The sequence below is a fragment of the Gelidibacter sediminis genome, from assembly GCF_004364975.1.
GTDB lineage: Bacteria > Bacteroidota > Bacteroidia > Flavobacteriales > Flavobacteriaceae > Gelidibacter > Gelidibacter sediminis.
The window spans coordinates 158,654-179,695 of sequence record NZ_SOBW01000009.1 but is presented as its reverse complement, the minus strand read 5'-3'; the positions used below and the strand labels follow the sequence as shown (position 1 = coordinate 179,695).

At 36.9% G+C, this 21,042-nt stretch carries 21 protein-coding genes and 2 tRNA genes; 11 read left to right on the top strand and 12 right to left on the bottom strand.

Features of this window, described 5'->3' with window-relative positions; genetic code table 11:
• Positions 1-83 precede the first annotated feature (83 nt).
• The 3 genes from BXY82_RS13760 to tgt form a co-directional block, all read right to left on the bottom strand.
• A complete protein-coding gene (locus BXY82_RS13760; RefSeq protein ID WP_133758813.1) occupies positions 84-998 on the bottom strand; it encodes a DMT family transporter in 915 nt (304 codons plus the stop codon).
• Complete coding sequence (locus BXY82_RS13755; protein ID WP_133758812.1) at positions 985-2,061, bottom strand: LptF/LptG family permease; 1,077 nt, start codon at positions 2,059-2,061, stop codon at positions 985-987. Before BXY82_RS13755 ends, BXY82_RS13760 begins: the two co-directional genes overlap by 14 nt.
• A gap of 115 nt (positions 2,062-2,176) precedes the next feature.
• On the bottom strand, positions 2,177-3,307 hold the full coding sequence (gene tgt, locus BXY82_RS13750) for a tRNA guanosine(34) transglycosylase Tgt (RefSeq protein WP_133758811.1): 1,131 nt from the start codon (positions 3,305-3,307) through the stop codon (positions 2,177-2,179).
• A gap of 320 nt (positions 3,308-3,627) precedes the next feature.
• Here tgt and BXY82_RS13745 point away from each other — a divergent pair, with 320 nt between their 5' ends.
• The 3 genes from BXY82_RS13745 (at position 3,628) to BXY82_RS13735 (ending at position 6,295) form a co-directional block, all read left to right on the top strand.
• Complete coding sequence (locus BXY82_RS13745; protein ID WP_133758810.1) at positions 3,628-4,473, top strand: transketolase; 846 nt, start codon at positions 3,628-3,630, stop codon at positions 4,471-4,473.
• A gap of 33 nt (positions 4,474-4,506) precedes the next feature.
• Complete coding sequence (locus tag BXY82_RS13740; RefSeq protein ID WP_133758809.1) at positions 4,507-5,463, top strand: transketolase family protein; 957 nt, start codon at positions 4,507-4,509, stop codon at positions 5,461-5,463.
• 253 nt (positions 5,464-5,716) lie between these two features.
• Positions 5,717-6,295 (top strand): outer membrane beta-barrel protein, encoded by a 579-nt coding sequence (locus BXY82_RS13735; protein WP_133758836.1) that lies wholly within the window; start codon positions 5,717-5,719, stop codon positions 6,293-6,295.
• 73 nt (positions 6,296-6,368) lie between these two features.
• Here BXY82_RS13735 and BXY82_RS13730 read toward each other — a convergent pair whose 3' ends face one another.
• Positions 6,369-7,430 carry an FKBP-type peptidyl-prolyl cis-trans isomerase gene (locus BXY82_RS13730; RefSeq protein WP_133758808.1) on the bottom strand — a complete coding sequence of 354 codons (1,062 nt, stop codon included), beginning with the start codon at positions 7,428-7,430 and terminating at the stop codon, positions 6,369-6,371.
• 155 nt (positions 7,431-7,585) lie between these two features.
• Here BXY82_RS13730 and BXY82_RS13725 point away from each other — a divergent pair, with 155 nt between their 5' ends.
• Both BXY82_RS13725 and BXY82_RS13720 read left to right on the top strand, forming a co-directional pair.
• Positions 7,586-7,963, top strand: a complete 378-nt coding sequence (locus BXY82_RS13725) for an RNA-binding S4 domain-containing protein (protein ID WP_133758807.1) — start codon at positions 7,586-7,588, stop codon at positions 7,961-7,963.
• A 39-nt stretch (positions 7,964-8,002) separates the two neighbouring features.
• Positions 8,003-8,506: a phosphoribosyltransferase family protein gene (locus BXY82_RS13720; RefSeq protein WP_133758806.1), complete on the top strand. Its 504-nt coding sequence runs from the start codon at positions 8,003-8,005 to the stop codon at positions 8,504-8,506.
• Here BXY82_RS13720 and BXY82_RS13715 read toward each other — a convergent pair.
• Positions 8,498-9,016, bottom strand: coding sequence for a shikimate kinase (locus BXY82_RS13715; protein WP_133758805.1), 519 nt, complete (start codon positions 9,014-9,016; stop codon positions 8,498-8,500). The two genes, BXY82_RS13720 and BXY82_RS13715, sit on opposite strands and share 9 nt — an antisense overlap.
• A gap of 126 nt (positions 9,017-9,142) precedes the next feature.
• On the opposite strand from BXY82_RS13715, the gene BXY82_RS13710 reads away from it, so the two are divergent.
• The 5 genes from BXY82_RS13710 to BXY82_RS13690 all read left to right on the top strand — a co-directional run bounded on the left by BXY82_RS13710 (position 9,143) and on the right by BXY82_RS13690 (position 13,598).
• A tRNA-Lys gene (locus tag BXY82_RS13710) sits at positions 9,143-9,215 on the top strand.
• Between the two features lie 125 nt (positions 9,216-9,340).
• Positions 9,341-9,413, top strand: a tRNA-Lys gene (locus BXY82_RS13705).
• 231 nt (positions 9,414-9,644) lie between these two features.
• Complete coding sequence (locus BXY82_RS13700) at positions 9,645-10,493, top strand: universal stress protein (protein ID WP_133758804.1); 849 nt, start codon at positions 9,645-9,647, stop codon at positions 10,491-10,493.
• Between the two features lie 293 nt (positions 10,494-10,786).
• Positions 10,787-12,067 carry an MFS transporter gene (locus BXY82_RS13695; RefSeq protein WP_133758803.1) on the top strand — a complete coding sequence of 427 codons (1,281 nt, stop codon included), beginning with the start codon at positions 10,787-10,789 and terminating at the stop codon, positions 12,065-12,067.
• A 373-nt stretch (positions 12,068-12,440) separates the two neighbouring features.
• Positions 12,441-13,598: a baeRF7 domain-containing protein gene (locus tag BXY82_RS13690; RefSeq protein ID WP_133758802.1), complete on the top strand. Its 1,158-nt coding sequence runs from the start codon at positions 12,441-12,443 to the stop codon at positions 13,596-13,598.
• Positions 13,599-13,723: 125 nt separating this feature from the next.
• Here the strand turns inward: BXY82_RS13690 and BXY82_RS13685 are convergent, their stop codons facing one another.
• From BXY82_RS13685 to BXY82_RS13675, 4 genes are all read right to left on the bottom strand, one after another.
• On the bottom strand, positions 13,724-14,512 hold the full coding sequence (locus BXY82_RS13685; protein ID WP_133758801.1) for a YlmC/YmxH family sporulation protein: 789 nt from the start codon (positions 14,510-14,512) through the stop codon (positions 13,724-13,726).
• Between the two features lie 12 nt (positions 14,513-14,524).
• Positions 14,525-15,163, bottom strand: a complete 639-nt coding sequence (locus tag BXY82_RS13680) for a hypothetical protein (RefSeq protein WP_133758800.1) — start codon at positions 15,161-15,163, stop codon at positions 14,525-14,527.
• 217 nt (positions 15,164-15,380) lie between these two features.
• Entirely contained in the window at positions 15,381-15,557 is a 177-nt protein-coding gene (locus BXY82_RS15495; RefSeq protein ID WP_166643308.1) for a hypothetical protein, read from the bottom strand.
• Positions 15,558-15,607: 50 nt separating this feature from the next.
• Positions 15,608-15,844 (bottom strand): hypothetical protein, encoded by a 237-nt coding sequence (locus BXY82_RS13675; RefSeq protein ID WP_133758799.1) that lies wholly within the window; start codon positions 15,842-15,844, stop codon positions 15,608-15,610.
• A 207-nt stretch (positions 15,845-16,051) separates the two neighbouring features.
• Here BXY82_RS13675 and BXY82_RS13670 point away from each other — a divergent pair, with 207 nt between their 5' ends.
• Positions 16,052-16,666, top strand: a complete 615-nt coding sequence (locus BXY82_RS13670) for an SOS response-associated peptidase family protein (RefSeq protein WP_133758798.1) — start codon at positions 16,052-16,054, stop codon at positions 16,664-16,666.
• On the opposite strand, the gene BXY82_RS13665 is transcribed toward BXY82_RS13670, so the two are convergent.
• From BXY82_RS13665 to ligD, 3 genes are all read right to left on the bottom strand, one after another.
• Positions 16,663-17,613 (bottom strand): helix-turn-helix transcriptional regulator, encoded by a 951-nt coding sequence (locus BXY82_RS13665; RefSeq protein WP_133758797.1) that lies wholly within the window; start codon positions 17,611-17,613, stop codon positions 16,663-16,665. The two genes, BXY82_RS13670 and BXY82_RS13665, sit on opposite strands and share 4 nt — an antisense overlap.
• 156 nt (positions 17,614-17,769) lie before the next feature.
• On the bottom strand, positions 17,770-18,237 hold the full coding sequence (locus tag BXY82_RS13660) for a hypothetical protein (protein WP_133758796.1): 468 nt from the start codon (positions 18,235-18,237) through the stop codon (positions 17,770-17,772).
• A gap of 378 nt (positions 18,238-18,615) precedes the next feature.
• The gene (ligD, locus tag BXY82_RS13655) at positions 18,616-21,042 is read right to left on the bottom strand and encodes a DNA ligase D (protein WP_133758795.1); all 2,427 of its coding nucleotides are present in this window, start codon (positions 21,040-21,042) and stop codon (positions 18,616-18,618) included.

The following is a 21,042-nucleotide window of genomic DNA, read 5'->3' as shown; positions in this document are numbered from 1 at the left end:
CTAATAAACTCAATACTCCGAAAAATAGTGCAATTTTTAGACCTATATGCAAAGGTACGGATAATCAACGCATCTCAGAATAATTATTGAATTTTGTGTCCAATTCGCTTCCTATCGCTATAGGAGATCACATTTTTTAGAATCCCATCCAATAACACTGCTAACAAGACCAAGGCTGCTCCATAATAAAACTGAGGCCCCATGGTCTCGGTTTCAGGAAACAAAATTAGGGCTAAAGCAATTCCATATACTGGTTCTAAGTTATAGGAAAGTACCACGGTATAAGGACTTATAAACTTCATCACCTTAACTGAACCTATAAAGGCATATGCTGTACAAACGGAAGCCAATATGAATAGATATACCCAATCTGAAATGGAAAGCATAAAGAACTCTTTATCAAATCCTCCATTAAATAGCCAAATAAAAAGCGTTATAAATGCCACACCGCTGATAAATTCGTAAAATGAAATGACCGTTGCAGAATGCTTTTTTATAAACGTGCCATTAATAACGGCAAAGAGGCTTGATAGTAATGCAGATACCACACCTAAGATGATTCCGTTAATATATTTTAACTCGCCATGTGTGATCAGAAATACACCGATGATTACAATGATACCAAAGAGAATCTCATACCAAATAATGCGCCTTTTATAAAATATGGGCTCAATAAACGAAGCAAAAAAGGCTCCCGTCGAAAACATGGCTAAGGTGATGGAGATATTGGATTGTTTAATAGCTTCAAAGAAGGTAATCCAATGTAACGCAATGATGACGCCCGCCGCAAAAAATTTTAGCATGGAGCGTTTATCAACTTTAATTTTTAGTTTGCTGAGCTTAATATAACCAAACATCAGTAAACCTGCCATCACCATTCGATACCATACTAAAGGTATTGAACCAATAGTTATCAGTTCACCTAAGATTGCGGTGAATCCGGCAATAAAAATCAGAAAATGAAGGTGCAGGTAATTTTTTAGCTTAGCGTTTTGCATTGTAGAGGAGATAAACTGCCAAAATACCAAATACCACATTTGGTAGCCATACGGCCATTAATGGCGAAAAATCAGATTGCTCAGCCAAAACCCCAAAAACCTTGTCGAAAAACACATATATCATTGCAGTTGTAATCCCAAAGGCCAAGTTAACGCCCATCCCGCCACGGCGTTTAATAGAAGAAACGGACACGGCAATAATGGTCAATATAAAGACCGCTACAGGCAAGCTCCATTTTTTATACTTCACGACTTCATAACGTCCAATATTTGAAGAACCACGCGCCTTTTCCTTCTCAATAAAATCTACCAATTCTGAATATGGTTTTGTTTCTGCAATGTAGTTTACTGGAGTCAAATCTTCCAAATCAAAAGAAAACACCGTATCCTTACGCCTGGAATTCTCAATAATATCCCCATTTTCAGTGATGGTTCTCTTAAAATAATTGAACAATTTGTAAGTACTGTCCTTTTCTGAGTACACAATGGAGTTCGCAAAAATTTTGTATTTCAGTTCGTTGTTCTCAATATGTTCCAAAGTGAAGTTGTATCCCCTTTTCTGAGCGATATCAAAACTACTCACGTATATGAAATCTGTATCGTTTATCTGTCTAAATATATTTTGACCCGGCTGCTGATGCCGCGCACTTTTTAAATATTTATAGGTAAATTCATTAAAGCCCTGACTCGCAATGGGTGCCAAATAAAAGCCCAATACCATTGCAAAAATAGAAATGATAGTGGCGCCAATGATGTACGGTCTTAAAAACCGCGAAAATGAAACGCCGGAACTTAAAAACGCTACAATTTCAGTATTGTTGGCGAGTTTAGAGGTGAACCAGATGACGGACAGGAATAAAAATATGGGAAATAACAAGTTGGCAAAGTAAATGGTAAAGTTGAGATAATAAATCGCCACTTCTCCAAACGGCACGTTATTTTCAAGAATTTTACCAATTTTCTCCGCAAGATTCACCGTAATACCAATGGGTATAAACAATAACAACATCATCACAAAAGTGAGGAGATAACGTTTTAATATGTACCAATCTAAGATTTTCAATGTTTGGTGACTACTGGTTATTTTTATGAGTTATGATCTAATTTCGACATCACTTTAACTTCAGCTTCCCTTTCAGTTTCAATTTCAGCTTCAATTTCAGCTTCAATTTCAATTTCTACAAACGTTTATCCATTTGCTTTACCATCATCTCCTTCCACGGTCTGAAATCTCCTGCTAAGATATGTTTTCTCGCTTCTCTGACCAACCATAAATAAAATCCGAGATTATGAATGGTGGCAATTTGCATAGCCAATCGTTCGTTGACGCTAAATAGGTGTCGTAAATAGGCTTTAGAATATTCCGTATCTACATAGGTCATACCCATATCATCTAAGGCAGAAAAATCAGCTTCCCACTTTTTATTTTTGATGTTGATAGTCCCATGTGCTGTAAACAACATCCCATTTCTAGCGTTCCGCGTAGGCATTACACAATCAAACATGTCAATACCTAAGGCAATATTTTCCAGAATGTTTATTGGCGTACCAACCCCCATTAAATAGCGTGGTTTATCTTCTGGCAACACACTACACACCACTTCTGTCATGGCGTACATTTCGGCAGCAGGCTCTCCTACTGACAATCCACCAATTGCGTTTCCTACCGCCCCAGCATTGGCAATATATTCAGCCGATTGTAATCGCAGATCTTTATATGTACTTCCCTGAACTATTGGAAAAAAGCTTTGCTCATACCCATATTTAAATGGTAATTTTTCCAAATGATTTATACATCTATCCAACCATCTATGCGTCATATGCATGGAGCGTTTGGCATAATTATAATCGCAAGGGTATGGCGTGCATTCATCAAACGCCATAATAATATCGGCACCAATAATACGCTGAATTTCCATGACATTTTCAGGCGTAAAGGTGTGGTAACTACCGTCAATATGCGATTTGAATTTAACCCCTTCTTCCTTAATCTTTCTGTTGGCAGAGAGCGAATAGACTTGGTATCCACCGGAATCTGTCAATATATTGCGCTCCCAATTCATAAATTTATGCAAGCCTCCTGCCTGCTCCAAAATTTTTGTTTGGGGACGCAAGTACAAATGATAGGTGTTCCCTAAGATGATATCAGCGTTTATATCATTCTTTAGTTCTCGCTGATGCACACCTTTCACAGAGGCTACAGTACCAACAGGCATGAAAATTGGAGTTTCAATGACGCCATGGTCTGTTGTAATGACGCCTGCTCTCGCCTTGCTTTGCAGGTCTTTTCCTTTTAGTTCGAATTTCATAAGTAATAAACCTACATCTATTTTATTTCAATCAGAAAACATCCAATTGAGTCATGAGGTGGGTATTTTAAAATTGTAATAAGCTGGCAAAGATATGCAATGCACTTATGAAGATAAAGAGCTCTTGATAAAACTTTATAAAAAATCCATCACCCAAACCCATTGCATAGTAGACGTCCATAAAACGTTCTTAAAAACAGGTGTATCCTTTCTTACAATTGTTAGCAAAACCGCAAAATTCGTTAATAAGTGCGCAAATTAGGGCTTTGCAGTCGGGGTTAAAAAGGCTACTTTTGCAGCATAAAACTAACTTTTATAAAATGTCAAACACACAACAATTAGAAGATTTAACAACCCAAGTACGTAGAGACATTCTCCGTATGGTACACAAAGTCAATTCTGGACATCCAGGAGGTTCATTAGGCTGTGCAGAATTTATTGTAGCGCTTTACAATGACATCATGGACAGACAAGACAGTTTTGATATGGACGGGATAGGCGAAGATATATTCTTCCTTTCCAACGGACATATTTCACCTGTATTTTATAGCGTATTGGCAAGAGCAGGTTATTTTCCTGTAGAAGAATTAAACACGTTCAGATTGATCAATTCTCGTTTGCAAGGGCATCCAACAACGCATGAAGGATTACCTGGGGTTCGTATAGCTTCTGGTTCATTAGGACAAGGCATGTCTGTTGCAATTGGTGCAGCACAAGCAAAAAAATTAAACAACGATTCTCACTTAGTTTACAGTTTACATGGTGATGGTGAATTGCAAGAAGGTCAAAATTGGGAAGCAATTATGTATGCTGCCGGTAATAATGTAGACAATCTCATCTCCACAATAGATCTAAATGGCCAACAAATTGATGGCCCAACAGATGTAGTATTGCCGCTGGGCAATGTAAAAGAAAAATTTGAAGCGTTTGGTTGGACGGTTGTGGAGATCAATCAAGGCAACAATATTGAAGAAATCTTAAAAGGAATGGCAGTTGCAAAATCCAAAACAGGACAAGGCAAACCAGTTTGTGTACTTTTAAAAACAGTTATGGGTAATGGTGTTGATTTTATGATGCACACGCACGCATGGCACGGAAAAGCACCTAATGACGAGCAATTAGCCATCGGACTGGAGCAAAATCCTGAAACCTTAGGCGACTATTAAACCATTTTAGATTTACGAATTACGATTTTAGATATGAAGACATATACAAATACAGGAAATAAAGATACACGTTCAGGATTTGGAGCGGGACTTACAGAATTGGGACAAACCAATGAAAAAGTAGTTGCGCTATGTGCCGATTTAATTGGCTCCTTAAAAATGGACGATTTCAAAAAGAACCATCCAGAACGTTTCTATCAAGTAGGAATTGCTGAAGCCAACATGATTGGTATGGCAGCAGGTTTGACTATTGGTGGCAAAATACCTTTTACAGGAACTTTTGCTAACTTCTCTACCGGTCGTGTGTACGATCAAATCAGACAAAGTGTTGCTTATTCTGACAAGAATGTTAAAATTTGTGCCTCACACGCAGGTTTGACTTTAGGTGAAGATGGTGCAACTCACCAAATCTTGGAAGACATTGGGTTAATGAAAATGTTGCCAGGAATGACTGTTATCAACACGTGCGATTACAACCAAACCAAAGCAGCTACAATTGCCATTGCCGACCATGAAGGTCCTGTTTACCTGCGTTTCGGACGTCCATCAGTGCCTAATTTCACGCCAGAGGATCAAACTTTTGAAATTGGAAAAGCATTGCAATTAACGGATGGTACTGACGTCACTATTGTGGCCACCGGACACTTAGTTTGGGAAGCGCTTGAAGCTGCAAAAGCATTGCATGAAAAAGGCATCTCAGCAGAAGTCATTGACATCCATACCATCAAACCTTTAGATGATGAAGCCATTTTAAAATCTGTTGCCAAAACGGGATGTATTGTTACGGCAGAAGAACACAACTATCTTGGCGGATTAGGAGAAAGCGTTGCCAGAGTCTTGGCGTTAAATCATCCGGCACCTCAAGAGTTCATCGCCACCCAAGATACTTTTGGAGAATCTGGAACACCAGCCCAGCTTATGGAAAAGTATGGTTTAAACAGTGCCTCGATCATTAAGGCTGCTGAAAAGGTCATCCAAAGAAAAAAATAACAAGGTTGATTTATTGCGAGTTATATATCTCGCTACATAACCAACCTTCGTCACGTATACTAGGAGTTTTCTTTATCATGAAGAAAGCTCCTTTGTGATTAAAATTAAGTCGAAACATAAAATAATTTCCTTTTGGCAGCGTTTTTGATTACATCAAACATCAAATCAATTTATAAACTTTAAATCTACAATTATGAAAATTCTGAACACATTTCAAGAACACTTTAACAGGAGCAGCAGCAAAAGTAAACGTATGTTCTTGGCCTGTTTTGCTTTAATAGCTTTCACCTTAGGTGCTAATGCACAAAACGGAAACGGGTTTGGGATAAAAGCTGGCTTAAACTACAATGCAAATGGTAATTATTTTGAGTCTATGGGAGAAAATGCAAAACACCCTGATCGTAACGTCGGATTTCATTTAGGACTTTATGGGAAAGTGGGTGACCGGTTTTACTTTAAACCTGAAGTAGTCTATACCCAGACCAAAAGTGATTATGACAATAACGATTTTAAGATGCAGAAAATTGATGCACCATTGTTGTTGGGTGTAAAATTATTGGGTCCAGTAAGTGTTTTTGCAGGTCCATCATTACAATATATTCTTGATACCGAATTTGACGGGATTACCATTAATGATGTGGAGAATGAATTTAGCGTGGGACTCAATTTCGGAATTGGTGCAAACTTTAATGGATTTGGCATCGATTTGAGATACGAAAGAGGTTTCAGTGAAAATGAAGCTACTTTTATTGATAACTCCGTTGGTGTTCCACCAAATAGAATTGATACACGCCCAGATCAATTAATATTGAGTGTCTCATTTGCACTTTAAAACATCTAAAAAAGGCTATCACATTAATGATAGCCTTTTTTATTATGCTTTAATAAATTGTTGAGAAACGATATTATTTACTATAGTCTGTTGTTACTGTCTTTTGTAAATGATCATCAACGCCATCACCGTCAGCATCTACGATCTTAAGTGTCTTAATTGTAATGACGCCAGCACTCATACTTCTACTCCTTTCAAATTCACCTTCTGCCAATACAGGTTCTTGTCCACCATTGTTGGTGTCAACCGTATAGGTTTGTCGTGTCATTTCGTTAATGGTTAACACACGATCAGCATCATCATCTGAATCTAAAAAGTTTGGTACATTATCACCATCCGTATCATCATTGAACAGATTTTTATCACCGTCTAAATCTTCCATATAGGAAGGAATGCCGTCACCGTCATGATCTGCAATTTCTGATTGGTACAACTCAAACGCAAAATTTAAATTGGAGTATGCAGGTATTGAAGCTGTAGGATTACCAAAATAAGCTAACCCAGAAGGCAAAAACATAACTCCAAGTCCATAATTTTCAAAGGTTACCGTGCCATCATTATTCTCAACAAAACTTTCAGAGGTTTTAAATTGTGGGATAGCTTCTCTCCAACCCGGTATGAGATTCATCAAATCAAAATCGGTAGGTGTAACGGTACCATCAAAAGAGGTTCCATCAGTCAGAAACCCGTTATAATTCAACCTTACCATATCAGAAAAATTTGGATTAACACCTCCACCTTTATTCAATTCTAAAATATAGTATTGATATTCCGTATCCATATAAGTTGTGGTCAATGGCGCGTCAATATTCACGGCTTCACTCAACAATTGGTTAGTGTCAGGATCAGGCATGGGTTGGTAATTGCCGCTATCATCTTTAGGCAATTCAGATATAACAAGTTCTGCTATGGTATGATTGCCAGGAGCTTCAAAAGTTGCACGGTTGTAGTAATGGGTTTGCAAATAGACTTTTAGAGAATCAAAATCTGCTAATTGTTGTTCTGCGCGGTCACGCTCTGGAATGAGTTCTAGTGAATTATCATCATCGTCTTTTTTACAGGAAGACATTACTACTAAAAAACACAATGCTGAGAGGACGTAGGTCTTTAATTTCATCAATTTAATTTTATTCATTTTCAAAAGCAATTTGCATTGAACTCAAAACCATTACCTTGTATGCGTAAAACCCATTCTTAAGTATTGTTTCAATATTGCTTATTTTTGCCGGCAAGATACAATAATATAATATGTTTGCACAACAACATTAACGTTGTTTTAAAAATTTTAATATGCGAATAGACAAATTTCTATGGTGCGTCAGATACTATAAAACACGCACTATTGCTACAGAAGCATGTAAAAAGGGTCATATCAAAATTAACGGCCAAGTGGCCAAACCCAGTAGGGAGGTTTTTCCTACCGATAAGATTGAATTGCGAAAAAATCAAATTAATTATCAGCTGACCGTTAATGATATTCCTGCAAGTAGATTAGGAGCAAAATTGGTTGATATTTACAGAACGGATACTACGCCAAAAGAAGCCTTTGAAGCGCAAGAACTCTTAAAATTTTCTAAAGATTATTACCGTAAAAAAGGTGTTGGCCGACCAACCAAGAAGGACAGACGGGACATAGACGAATTTTATGAGACGGATGACGAGGATTAAATAAACGCTTTATTTATCTTTGAAAAAACAAAACTTAGCATGACCGTGTCTAAACAAGTAATCTTAAGCCATCAGGAAATTAACCATAAGATAAGACGTATTGCCTATCAAATATATGAGAGCAACGTTGATGGTACTGAAGTAATACTGGCCGGCATTGATTCCAACGGGTATATTCTTGCCAAAAAGCTAAAAACTAACCTCGATAAGATTTCAGATTTAAATACTGTGCTTTGTAAAGTGGGTATTGACAAGAAAAGTCCGTTAAACCCAATCACTACATCTATTGATGCTTCAGAATACACAAACAAATCCATTGTTCTCATAGATGATGTTTTAAATTCTGGTACAACCCTTATTTATGGTGTAAAACACTTTTTAAATGTCCCTCTGAAACAATTCAAGACTGCGGTACTCGTCAATCGGAATCACAAGAAATTCCCAGTTAAAGCCGATTTTAAGGGTATTTCGCTTTCTACATCATTACATGAGCATGTAGAAGTCATCTTGACAGGTAAAACATACGAAGCCTTCTTAAAATAACCCTGCTATTATTTCTTCTGTTATTTGTTGAACTGATTTATGATCCGTTACTATAGTGTGATGGCTTTGGTTATAATAAAATGAGCGCTCAAAGAGATGTTTTCCTATAAACTCTGTTAAATCTTCATCGGTTTGAATATGTGCAATTAGAGGTCTGGTTAATTTTTCAGGTGTCAATCTCTGAACAAGATTTGGAATGGAACTTTTTAAATAGATACTACGCGCCCCGTCAGTAGCTAAAACAGTGTCCATATTTGTGCCATAACACGGTGTACCACCCCCCAATGACAACACGAGATTGGTCTCCTTTAAAACCTCCTTTAAATATAGTTGTTCCTTCTTTCTAAAATAGATTTCACCTTTCTTTTCAAAAAGTTCCGGAATGGTTAAATGCTCCTTTTCCTGAATGTAATCATCCAAATCAATAAAGTCATAGTTAAGGATTTTGGAAAGGTTTTTACCTATGGTCGATTTTCCTGACCCCATATAACCTATTATAATAATATTCATAAACTTTGTTATAAATTGATTCTTAAAAACATAGCCTTAGCCATTGCAAAAAAACAAAAAATTAATTTAAAAAAGGGTTTGGTATATTGATAAAAGCTTTTATATTTGCACCCTCATTAGGGAAATGACTCGATAGCTCAGTTGGTAGAGCATAACACTTTTAATGTTAGGGTCCTGGGTTCGAGCCCCAGTCGGGTCACAAAGTGGAAACACTATTTTAAACCTTGTTAATTTAAATTAGCAAGGTTTTTTTCCTTTTAGAACGGAACCTCATCTTACGGTTTCATCTTGATGAGATTAAACATAGACCTCCTCAGAGGCATTGACTCGATAGCTCAGTTGGTAGAGCATAACACTTTTAATGTTAGGGTCCTGGGTTCGAGCCCCAGTCGGGTCACAAAGTGGAACTACAATGACTAAGCCTTGCTAATAATCAAATTGGCAAGGTTTTTTTTATCTCCATATTTTTGTCCTTACACTTCTTTTAAAATTGATAACAATCAAACTATAGGCCTCATATTTTTCCATAATTTTGATTTACCATTCCCTTTTAAATCACTATCTTAACCTTTAATCGTGCCTGGACCTCATTTTGTAGGTTCTTGCGCTTGGATTAGCTATTTAGGATATGGACAAACGAATACTTCTTCTTACTGATTTTTCTAGAACTGCATTAAATGCGGCTAGGTACGCATTAGATTTGTACAAGGATCGTCAATGCACGTTTTATTTCTTGAACACGTACCACGAAGACAGTTACAGTATTGAGGGATATTCTTACCTACATTCCGGTCAGCGTTCCTTTGATGTCCAAAAGCCCCATACGGAAGAGCAGTTTAAAAAACTGGTACAGATCCTTAGACTGCACGATCCAAATCCCATTCACGAATATTATACCATTGCGGCCAATAACACTCTTGTAAGGGGCGTTAACGATGTCATTTCAAAAAACGATATTGATATAGTCATTATGGGTGCAAAGGGAGTGACCAGTTCCAGGACGGTAATTTTTGGAATGAACACTATAGACGTCATGGAAAATATAACGGCTTGCCCTGTATTAGCCATCCCTGAAGATGTTCGGCTTTTAGCACCTAAAGAAATTGTTTTTCCCACAGACTTTAGAATTCCGTTTAAACGACGTGAACTCAAATACCTCATCAATATCACGCAATTGCACCACTCTACCATACGTGTGTTATATGTTAAGGAAACTGCACAACTGAACAAAGAGCAATTACAACATAAAGCGTTGTTAACAGCGCTTTTTAAAGATATTGAGCATAGCTTTCATGAAGTAGAAAGCGCTAGCGTACATGAGGGCATTAATGCATTTATTGACAGCCGAGACAGTGATATTGTGGCGTTTATCCATCAAAAGAAAACGTTTTTTAGCAGATTGCTCTCCAAACCTCTAGTGCAAGAATTAGGTTACCAATCTCGAGTTCCTGTATTGGTGTTGAAACATAGGGTTTAATAACATATTCAGTTTGCATAATAGTGTCTTCATTAAAGCTTAGCAATACTGGAGCATTGGTTGTTACCGAATTTAAAATGGGTAAAGGACTAAACCTATAGCCAGCACACCACTCAGCGTCTTACCAAGATAGATAAACTCACAAACTCAAAAGCAGTTATCTAGTCAACACTCTACATGGCCGCCATAATTTCTAATGCAGAAATTATGAAACCTTTGTCAATACTAGTATTTTTGGCTACTTATGCAACCCTCTTTTGACAAACCTATCCTGAACCTAATTTTTACTAGTTATGATTAAAACCCTAACCAATCGGTGGTTTATTGCAATTATGGGCACCCTACTGCAACTGGTTTTAGGAACCGTTTATGCATGGAGCTACTTTCAAAAACCGATAATCATAGCCTACGGATGGAGCAATGTACAAACTATGTGGATCTTCAGTCTGTCTATTCTATTTCTTGGATTATCTGCGGCTCTTGGCGGCATCATTTTACCAAAATACGGACCTAAAAAACTGGCTTCCATTGGAGCTCTTCTATACGGTCTTGGGTATCTACTTAGTGCCTATGCCATGCAGATTAATAGCTTAGCGCTTTTCTATATAGGTTTTGGGGGCATTGGTGGCATGGGTTTGGGTCTTGGCTATGTTACGCCTGTAGCAACTGTCTCCAAATGGTTTCCTGACAAAAAAGGTTTCGTTACGGGAATGGTGGTCATGGGCTTTGGCTTGGGTGCACTGTTTATGTCTAAACTGATTGCACCCACTTTAATACGTCTTACTGAAGGCAATATGATTCATGTATTCTTCTACATTGCCTTAGTTGTGTTAGCCATTGGCGTTCCCGCTGGGCTATGCATGCAAAATCCACCCAACAACTTTAGTCCTGAAGGATTTGTGGTTGCTGACCTGAATATTGATCAAAAGGATGAAAAGGCACAATTTACCCTGTACAAAAGCCTAATCTCAATAAAATTTTTGGGGATGTGGTTCATGTTTTTTCTGAACATTTCAGCAGGAATTATATTTATAGGCTTGCAATCGCCAATGATTCAGGACCTATTTAAGAGCCATGACAAAAGTATGAGCACTGAAGCGCTCGCCATGGCTGGTGGCTCTTTAATAGCTATCAGCGCTTTGTTTAATGGCGTTGGCCGATTCTTTTGGGGCGGGTTATCGGACAAAATTGGACAAATTGAAGTATTTAGATGGATTCTAGGATCGCAAATTGTGGCTTTTCTGTTTTTAATTAATACCACCAACCCATGGATATTTGGCAGCTTGGTGTGTTATGTGCTTCTTTGTTATGGCGGTGGCTTTGGCGCGATGCCCTCTTATATATTGGAAGTATTTAAAGCAAGGCATATGCCAATTATTTACGGAGTAATTCTCACAGCATGGTCGTTTGGTGGCATTGTAGGCCCTCAAATGGCAGCCTTTATACGCGATTTTTATGCGACATCTCCAGAAATGATTGGACCCAGAACTTATATGGCCGGTATTGTCTTATTAAGTTTTGGATTTTTAATCAGCTTGAGGTTGTCCAATGCACCAATTACTCCGAAATCCTGATAAGACAATATCTGATTTTTTAGTCCTAAATGTTTCATCGTAATAATTGTCGTAATCAATTCCTAGAAAGTAGGTCTATCAATTTCTACTCTACTATCACTATAACCCAATGCACATCTATGGCATAAAACCCACCCACAACCTAACCTTGGTTCGCCTTATTTATGACAATAATTAGAAATTTGCAGTCAAAACAAATATGGTCACAGCCGCATTTTCAATCATCGGTCTTTATGGGCAATTACCTTTGAATAGTGATATAATTTGCTTATATTATCAACTGACAATCAGTATTTTATAATATTTTAATTGTTTTTTTTGTAAAAAAGTACGATTTATTGTTTTTGAATTATTAACCGTTAAAATAAACAAAATGACATTGATAACGAAGAAGGAAATTGAGGATTTGCACAACGTCAACCAGAACATTTGTATTTCAATTTTTATTCCTACCCATAGAGGAGGTAAAAAAGTGCTTCAAGAGCAAGATCCATTAGCTTTAAAGAACCAGTTAAAGGATGTAAAACATAAATTAGATAAGAAAGATCTCAATGCCGATGACATCGCAAAATTTATAGACCCCATCCAAAAGCTCATTGAAGATACCTCTTTTTGGAGAGAGCAGTCAGATGGTCTGGCACTATTTATTGCAGATGGTGATTTTCATAAGTATACACTACCAGTGTATTTCCAGGAATTTAACTACGTTTCAAATGCGTTCTATTTAAAACCATTAATGCCTATGTTTACAGGTGATGGTAGCTTCTTTTTAGTATCATTAAATAGAGATGATGTAAAATTATATGAGTGCACAAAACATAGTATTACTGCATATGATATTGAAGATTTAATTCCAGCATCAAAACAAGACCGTGTAGGTTTTGATTATGAAGAGAAAAACCTTCAATTCAGATCAGGCGCAACAGGTTCTGGCCAGACCATGTACCATGGTCAGGAAGCAGCAACAGGAAAGAGAAAGAATGAAATAAAAAAGTACTTTCGAGCAATAAACGATGGTTTGGAGGAAATTTTTAGAGATCATACCATGCCATTGCTAATTGTGGCACAAAGGCCGCTATTTGATATGTATAAAGAAGTGAACACGTATGCGCATCTTATGGAAGAGAATCTTGTGGTGGATTTTAACAGTACGGACATGTTTGATATTCACGAAATGGCTTGGGAGCGCATGGAACCTGTGTTCGATAAACCCCGAAAAGATAAAATAGCTCATTTTTTGGAACACCAAGGTGAAGGAAAAATAGCCATTGGCATAGGTGAAATTTTACCTGCCGCCGTAAACGGACAGATTGAAGCCTTGTTTTGTGAAAATAACGAAGATATTTTAGGAGTCTTCACGAAGGAAAACGAGGTTATAAAAGTTTTGGAAGGTAGTGATGACGGCACAACAATTTCTTTAATGAATTTGGCAGCCATTAACACCTTTCTTAACGGAGGCGACGTATATCTGTTAGAAAAAGGAGAAATGCCCAATCCAAATTCAAGGGTAAATGCTCTATATAGATATTAGTGGAGACAATAGTATATCATAACCATGTGGTGCTGATCGTTTCGTTCCGATGTAACTAAAAAAGTAAAAAAAAGAGAATTAACAGGGTGTAAATTCTCTTTTTTTATTCGCGAGTATAGACTTAATTACAAGCCTGGCGTACGTTTATTAAACCGTCTATCATCAAATTCGCGACGTTCATAAAAATTATCGTCGTCATAAACGTCGTTATTCTCGCGACGACGTCTCATCTCTCTTTCGTCATTTGAAAACGTTTGATCATGATCGCCATCTGTTGCTTGATAGTAATCTTCAGCAGTGCCGTAGGTTTTAATTTTATCGGTATCATGATGATATTTTCTAATTTCATCCCGAATAATCTCTCTCAAACGCTGCTCATCATGTAATAGGTTACTTTTATGATCAACACGATTATCCTCTACATATTGATGGTCACGATCTGCATGCGTGACATCATCTGTCCTTCGGTAATCCTGTCGACGTCTATATGAACCTAAAACCTGATTCTCGTAACTTCTGTCAATGACGTCGCCCTTGCGATATCTTTTGGTCTCTGCAAAAGTGCGATGATCAATAATATCTGTATATATAAAATCTGAATCTTCGTTGATATCTACTAAACCGATTGGGATGATAATATGGTTTTCACCTTCTTTATTTACAAATTCCCTAATATCAGTTTGATTTGGTCTTCCGTATGGATCATATTTAGAATCAATAATGCTTTTATCAACCTCAACGTCTAAATACACGACACGTTCTGCGTCTTTATTCACTAGTAAATTATCTACTTTACCAATAACGCGGTTATCAATATCCTTTACATCCCAACCTCTTACATCTGGATAACCATCTGAAATTTTATAGTCAGATAATTCAGTGATATAATAGAGATGTTTATTGTGCTCTGCCATAGTTATATAATTTTAATTGTTCATCATTTTTAATACGTCCCTGCTCTGTCTAAAAAAAGTATAAATTTGATGTTGTTGTTCTTTTAATGCTTTAGAACCATCAATTTTAGATGCCGATTGCTTTAAATCGGCCATTTGCGTTTGTAATGAAGGAAAACTTTTTTGCTGAACAGTTTCCATCACCGTAACAATTTTATCAGTGGCTGTTTTAAAGTTCTTAAACCCTTCCGTTTCCTTGGTAGTTGTAGAAATAGATGTTTTTAAGGATGAGAAATTTCTTAAATCTGTTAAGGCCGGAGATTCTGCTATGGCATGCTCATCTGCTTTATGGACCACTACCTTTGCTAAATTAGCAAAAGCATTTTTGGTATATGAGGAGTCGATTGCAACCCTCGTGGAGTCGGAAATAGCTTCATCATATGCTGTAAATTGGTCATAGGTAGATGATGTATCACTATTATTATAAGGATCATAAGTGGATTGCGTGTTAAGCGAATCGATAACTTGTTCTTCAGAATAATCATCATCAAAATCATCATCCATATCATTATCGTTGTCATACACTAGGTAAGCGATAATTGCCAAAACCACCAAAATTAGAATGACCCAAGGCCATACTGGTTTTTTCTTTTCAATTTTAATTTCTGCCATGATTTAATATTTAGATTAATAATGCGCTGATTGACATTCAGCAACTTACACTAAAATTAATTCAAAAATATACGCTATAACTGCTCTTTAGAATTAGATGTTAACTCAATTAAATACAATTGAGATATGGCTATCAGTATGCGTAGAATATAAACAAGACCATATGCAGGTAAACAACCGCAATTGTTAATTGTTTAAAGCAAACAACAAATGCCTCCTATCTATTGGTATCCTTACGATTGTTTTCACCCGTAACCCGTTCTGACATATTGCGTTCTTTTCTGGAGTCAGAAGTTTTTCCGTATTGATTTTTATGCTCCGGTTTAAGCGGCCCTTTTTTCACCTCTTTATCCTGTTCAGGATTAAATTCATTTTTATCAGTTTTATATGTCATTTTATATCGTATTTTTAAATTAAACTTTTTATATAGATTCAATTAATTTGCTACTGCATCTGCCAGTTTTTAATTTCTTCCAAGACCTGATCGCGACTTCTATTCGTTCTTCTAGCAATGTTTTGAGCCAACAGGTCAAACTCTCCAGTTCTAAAGTCAACATCCTTATCTGTTATGCTTGGATAGTGCCTCCTGTATTCTTCTCTAATTGTAGACCAACGGTCTTCCAATCCTGAATCATATTTAGATTCCAATTGACCGTCTCCTTTATGTTTGATGTTATCCATAACCTTTCTATTGTTTATTTAATGAGCTTGAAATTAGGTATTCATCATCAACAACATGTGTCCTATCCCTAAAAAAACTAATCGAATAAATAATTAACATTATATGCATTATGCCTGAACATTTACTATAAGCAGAAATGACGGGTAAGGCTAAAAATTTATCTTTTACAACACCTCTAAAACCTAACTATCACTTTATTTTATGGTATGCTATATAAGATTTCAAATAACGCACCATTACATGAGATTGAAGAACATCTCCATTCTAAATTTGACTATGATAACCTCTACAAAGCAACAGACCACATTGATGGTAGAAAGGAAGCTTCTGTATGTATTGTGACGGCTGATGCACCACACCGGATTCAATATGGCATTTGGGGTATTTTACCTCATGGTTATAAAGACAGTTGGAAAAGTTTTCAATCGCTCTATAACACTTTGGAAATTGCTCCTGCATCAGTATCACACACATCATGGCTTTACGAGCCTCTAAAACATAGACGCTGTTTAATTGTTGCTACAGGGTTTTATACAGGTGAAGTTGAAAATAATATCATGCAATCCTATTACACCTCTATAAAAGATGAGCATATATTTTGCTTTGGTGGCATATATAATATTTTGGAAGATGGATTTATCAGTTATAGTATTCTTTCCCATACCAGTACACATGCAACATCTTACTTAAAACATGCGCGACCTATAATTATAGACAAGCAACATTATACAGATTTTTTAAACAATTACAGGCCCTTGGAGAGCCTTTGTGCCTCTGATGATGTGCTTTTTACATCCAAATACAACAGTATCGATATTTAAGAAGCCATTGCAGAAAGACGCAACTGTTGCTGATAGGTCTTAGGTGAACATTTAAATCGTTTTTTAAATATTCTACAAAAATAACTTCTGCTGGTCAATCCGACAGAATAGACTATTTCAGACACATTTAAATCTGTATTGCGCAACATGTCCAACGCTTTTTCTAACCGGATGTTTCTAATAAAAATAGCAACCGTACAATTGTGCATCTCCTTAAATCCTAACTGTAGTTTAGAAACAGACAGACCTGTTTGTTTGCACAAGCTCTTAATGGTGTATTGTCTGTGCGGATATGTTTTAATTGTGTTTGTGAGCGCTTCCAACTGTTGAATCTCAAAATTTCGTAAATGTGGCAACTTGCTAGAGGTTTCCTTTATTTGTAGCAGTTCCTTTAATTTTAGCCCAAATAAAATATTACAATAACCTTTCGCAATAAATTTATTTTCACAAGTTGCCTTGTCAAGTTTTTTTAGTGTACGCGCTATTTCGCACAGTGCTAGATTGGGAGCTAAAGTTTTTGAATTTATGGATGCATCTAATAATAGACCATGGTCTTGTAACTTTTGGAGTAATACCGTTTGATCTGTGTCTAATTCAGATTTTTCCATTTTTAAGAGTAAAAAATCGTATCGTTTATTTACGTCACAATGAAATGCAACGGTCTCTGTCCTTTTAAACGGCACTAGTACACTTGCATAAGGCGGCACTGAAAATTCTTGAATGCCACATGACATGGTTAAGTGGGATTTTTCCGCAAGATTTATACATAAATAGACTGACGACTCTTTTTCTGTCTGAAGATTTATTTTGATAGCATCATGGCAGTGTAACTGAAATCCATAATAATGCATTCGCGAGGGCAATTGTTGCTTCTCTATATACCCTTTAAAATAACGTTCGTTTTTAGTCTGACCATTCCGAATTTCAAAACTTTTTAAATCATTCATAGCAAAAATGTTTTAGTTTGTTTAATTCAATCAGGGTTACAAATGTGCATTTAATTTAGATATCGCGTTATCTTTATTCACTCAAAAAATAACTTTAGACTACAAAAAAACCCTCAAGTAAATAAGGGTTTTTTAACCACCATAATAAATAATATATTAATTTCTCAAATCATTTAGCTTGGACCATTGCCTGTACTGATCGTATTGATCGCCGTCTAAAATGGTCTTTAATATCCGGTTCTCTTCTTTAATTTTTTCGTTGGCCGATAATAGCTTATAGGCATCATCCTTTTGCGATTCTCTCCATGTACGGAGGGCGTTTTCATAACGCTCTATTTGTTCTGGACTCATATTGAAACGAGAATACAAGGTTTCTCTCCGTTTAGGGTTGTCCAAATTCCAATTTTCATTCAAGCTATCTGTAATTCTGCCATTAGCAATGCCTGCTTCATCTAAAGCATCAAAATTTCCTGTCTTTTTATAATTAGTAGTATTAGTGATTTCTTCATTCTCGGAAACCGTTCTCCCCTCAGTACTGTGACTTGGAGAATTATTGGTCCCGAAATCGCATGAGGTCACCAAAATGATTAAAAAAAACATCAATATTTCAGCACGACATTTCATAATAGCCTGGTTTTTAAATTCATATAAAATTACATCCTCAATTTAATTTTCATCTTCTCATATGAACAAATTATTAACCTAAATCAAATTAGGCCAAAATCGAACTTAAAAAACAAACTCCTGATCATTATTTGATCAGGAGTTTACAGTTTTTAAAAAAAACAGTGCTCTATTTTTTCTTTGGAGTTGACGCTTTTGACGTAGTTGATGCTTTTTTAGAATCGGATCTTGGATCTGATTTTTTAGGCGCGTCCTTTTTTTGATTTTTGTCTTGAGTGCTCATATTTAAATATGTTTTAAAGTTCCAATTAAAATTACCTAATAAGGGGATTAAGATAGGATCCGATAAAAAATAATTAGCGCTCAAAAAATACATTTTTAAGATTCCATCAGATTATTTAATGCTTGTTCCATATCAATCCCTTTTTTCAGTACACCTTTAAATACATCTTTGATGGTCGCCAACCGATCTGGTACGGTTTTCATTGTAAAGTCTTGAATTTCCAACCCTGGTTTAATTTCAGACCATTGCAAAGGCGTAGAAACCGTTGCTAGTTTTTGAGGGCGCACGCTATATGCTGATGCTATAGTTTGCCCCTTCCTATTCTGCAAATAATCCAAATAAATTTTTGGTCCGCGTTTTTTTAAGGAGCGCTCTAATGTTGTAATTTCAGGTAAGGCCTCATGGACAAATACACACAGCAGTTTAGTAAAATCGCGTGCCTCTTCGTAGGTGTACAGCCCTCCCATGGGAATATATATATGAAGTCCCGACGCACCTGAGGTTTTACAGAATCCTTTAATTTTTGCCCGATCCAAAACTTGTTTGACCATTAAAGCGGTTTCAATAACCTCTTCAAAGCTGTTTTCAGTTGACGGATCTAAATCAATGATGGCATAGTCAGGCTGATTTAACTGATAGATCGTAGAATGCCACGGATGCAATTCAATACAGCCTAAATTATTCATATAAAGTAAAGTGGCCTGGTTTTGACACAGCAGGTAATTAATATGCTTACCTGAAGATTTTGACGGAATTTCGATGGTTTCAATCCAGGTTGGTAGATTCTCATGGTCTTTCTGATAGAAGGAATCTTCTAAAATGCCGTTGGGGTGCCGGTGCAGACTTTCCGGTCGGTCTTTGAGGTAGGGCAAAATATAATCGGATATTTTGATGTAGTAATCGAGCAGATCATACTTTGTCAACGGCGGATTGGGCCAGTATAATTTATCGGGATTGGTAATTTGTACGGTTATACCGTCAATATCTAATGAAAATTCGGAGTGAGAGGACGATAGTTTTTTAGGCGATGGTTCTTCATTTGAAAGACTATCAAACGCAATGGTTTTATCTTCCCTCATTCTTAAAAAAACTGGATGTCGCATCACTCTGGACGGTGTCCATTCAGAAAATTTGACCTCACACACTAATTTAGGTACCAACCAAACTGCTTTACGTCCTTTAAGATGTTTAGTAATATCAAATATTGGGGTGTCGGTTTCCAGTACCTTAAACTTGTTGTAAAGCTCAGAAATTTGATTTTCTGAAAATCCTGAGCCACAGGTACCCACATATACAAGCTCATCATCTTCCACCATTCCTAAAATAAGGGATGCAAATTTCCGTGATTTGTTGGTAGACAGCGTGTAGCCACAAATGATGGTTTCCGTATTTTCAATTTTTTTGAATTTTAACCACTGAGAAGAACGCACATTGATGTCATAAGTTGAATCGGCTTTTTTGGCGATAACCCCTTCCATACCCATGTTGATGGCCTGCTGGTACACCGTAATCCCCATAGCTTCCACATGATCGCAATACTGAATATGCGACACATCAGGCAACAACTCCTTTAGCAACGCTTTCCTATCTAATAATGGCAGATTTACGGTGTCGTGACCGTTGAGGTGAAGTAAATCGAAAATATAATAAACCAAGATACCTTCCGTCCGGTCAGAGTCATAATTTTGTAAAGCATTAAATTGGGGTAAACCGGTTTGGTCCAACACCACAATCTCACCGTCCAATATGGCTGTATGCTCCAAATGCTCTAATTGTTGATGAATAACTTTAAATTTTTCATTTAACGAAATGCCATTTCGAGAATACAACTCCACCGTGCCATTGGTAATGGTTGCCAAGGCTCGATAGCCATCGTATTTCAGTTCGTAAATCCAGTTTTTATCGTTAAAAATCTTGGTGCCTGGCGATGCCAGCATCGGTTTGACCAAGGACTTTAAACTAAGTTGTGCAGACTGATCTGAAGCTTCAGTAGAAAATGCTTCCAAGCTAAAATCTTCGGCATCGTAATCTAATGCGGTCGCAAATTGATCGTCATGCTTAATCAATAACCATTGGTTCTTTTTATTCATTGAAGACGAACGCACCAAGGTAAAAATGCCTTTCAATTTTTCGCCGTGTAAAACGAGTTTTAATGTTCCTTCGGCATAATCTGAACTGAGATTATGCTCTTTATAAAGATTCTCATAAACCCCACTATCCCATATCGTCATTTTACCGGCGCCGTAATTTCCTTTGGGAATGATCCCCTCAAAAGTGAGATAGGCCACGGGGTGGTCTTCAGTGTGTACAGCCAGGCGCTTGTCTTTCGGATTCATGGAAGGCCCCTTCGGAACTGCCCAGCTTTTTAGCACCCCTTCCATTTCCAATCGCAAATCGTAATGCAAATGGCTGGCACGGTGGCGTTGAACAACAAACCGATGCTTATCATCATCATTTAGAATATCCTTGGGTTCAGGGGTATCCTTGAAATTGCGTTTCTTTCGGTAATCTTGCAGGCTCAT

Coding starts and splice junctions, on each gene's coding strand:
- ligD (WP_133758795.1), bottom strand. CDS start 21,042: ATGAGCCTGCAAGATTACCGAAAGAAACGCAATTTCAAGGATACCCCT.
- BXY82_RS13660 (WP_133758796.1), bottom strand. CDS start 18,237: ATGAAATGTCGTGCTGAAATATTGATGTTTTTTTTAATCATTTTGGTG.
- BXY82_RS13720 (WP_133758806.1), top strand. CDS start 8,003: ATGACCGTGTCTAAACAAGTAATCTTAAGCCATCAGGAAATTAACCAT.
- BXY82_RS13730 (WP_133758808.1), bottom strand. CDS start 7,430: ATGAATAAAATTAAATTGATGAAATTAAAGACCTACGTCCTCTCAGCA.
- BXY82_RS13680 (WP_133758800.1), bottom strand. CDS start 15,163: ATGGCAGAAATTAAAATTGAAAAGAAAAAACCAGTATGGCCTTGGGTC.
- tgt (WP_133758811.1), bottom strand. CDS start 3,307: ATGAAATTCGAACTAAAAGGAAAAGACCTGCAAAGCAAGGCGAGAGCA.
- BXY82_RS13735 (WP_133758836.1), top strand. CDS start 5,717: ATGTTCTTGGCCTGTTTTGCTTTAATAGCTTTCACCTTAGGTGCTAAT.
- BXY82_RS13690 (WP_133758802.1), top strand. CDS start 12,441: ATGACATTGATAACGAAGAAGGAAATTGAGGATTTGCACAACGTCAAC.
- BXY82_RS13700 (WP_133758804.1), top strand. CDS start 9,645: ATGGACAAACGAATACTTCTTCTTACTGATTTTTCTAGAACTGCATTA.
- BXY82_RS13740 (WP_133758809.1), top strand. CDS start 4,507: ATGAAGACATATACAAATACAGGAAATAAAGATACACGTTCAGGATTT.
- BXY82_RS13675 (WP_133758799.1), bottom strand. CDS start 15,844: ATGGATAACATCAAACATAAAGGAGACGGTCAATTGGAATCTAAATAT.
- BXY82_RS13665 (WP_133758797.1), bottom strand. CDS start 17,613: ATGAATGATTTAAAAAGTTTTGAAATTCGGAATGGTCAGACTAAAAAC.
- BXY82_RS13715 (WP_133758805.1), bottom strand. CDS start 9,016: ATGAATATTATTATAATAGGTTATATGGGGTCAGGAAAATCGACCATA.
- BXY82_RS15495 (WP_166643308.1), bottom strand. CDS start 15,557: ATGACATATAAAACTGATAAAAATGAATTTAATCCTGAACAGGATAAA.
- BXY82_RS13725 (WP_133758807.1), top strand. CDS start 7,586: ATGCGAATAGACAAATTTCTATGGTGCGTCAGATACTATAAAACACGC.
- BXY82_RS13745 (WP_133758810.1), top strand. CDS start 3,628: ATGTCAAACACACAACAATTAGAAGATTTAACAACCCAAGTACGTAGA.
- BXY82_RS13685 (WP_133758801.1), bottom strand. CDS start 14,512: ATGGCAGAGCACAATAAACATCTCTATTATATCACTGAATTATCTGAC.
- BXY82_RS13695 (WP_133758803.1), top strand. CDS start 10,787: ATGATTAAAACCCTAACCAATCGGTGGTTTATTGCAATTATGGGCACC.
- BXY82_RS13670 (WP_133758798.1), top strand. CDS start 16,052: ATGCTATATAAGATTTCAAATAACGCACCATTACATGAGATTGAAGAA.
- BXY82_RS13760 (WP_133758813.1), bottom strand. CDS start 998: ATGCAAAACGCTAAGCTAAAAAATTACCTGCACCTTCATTTTCTGATT.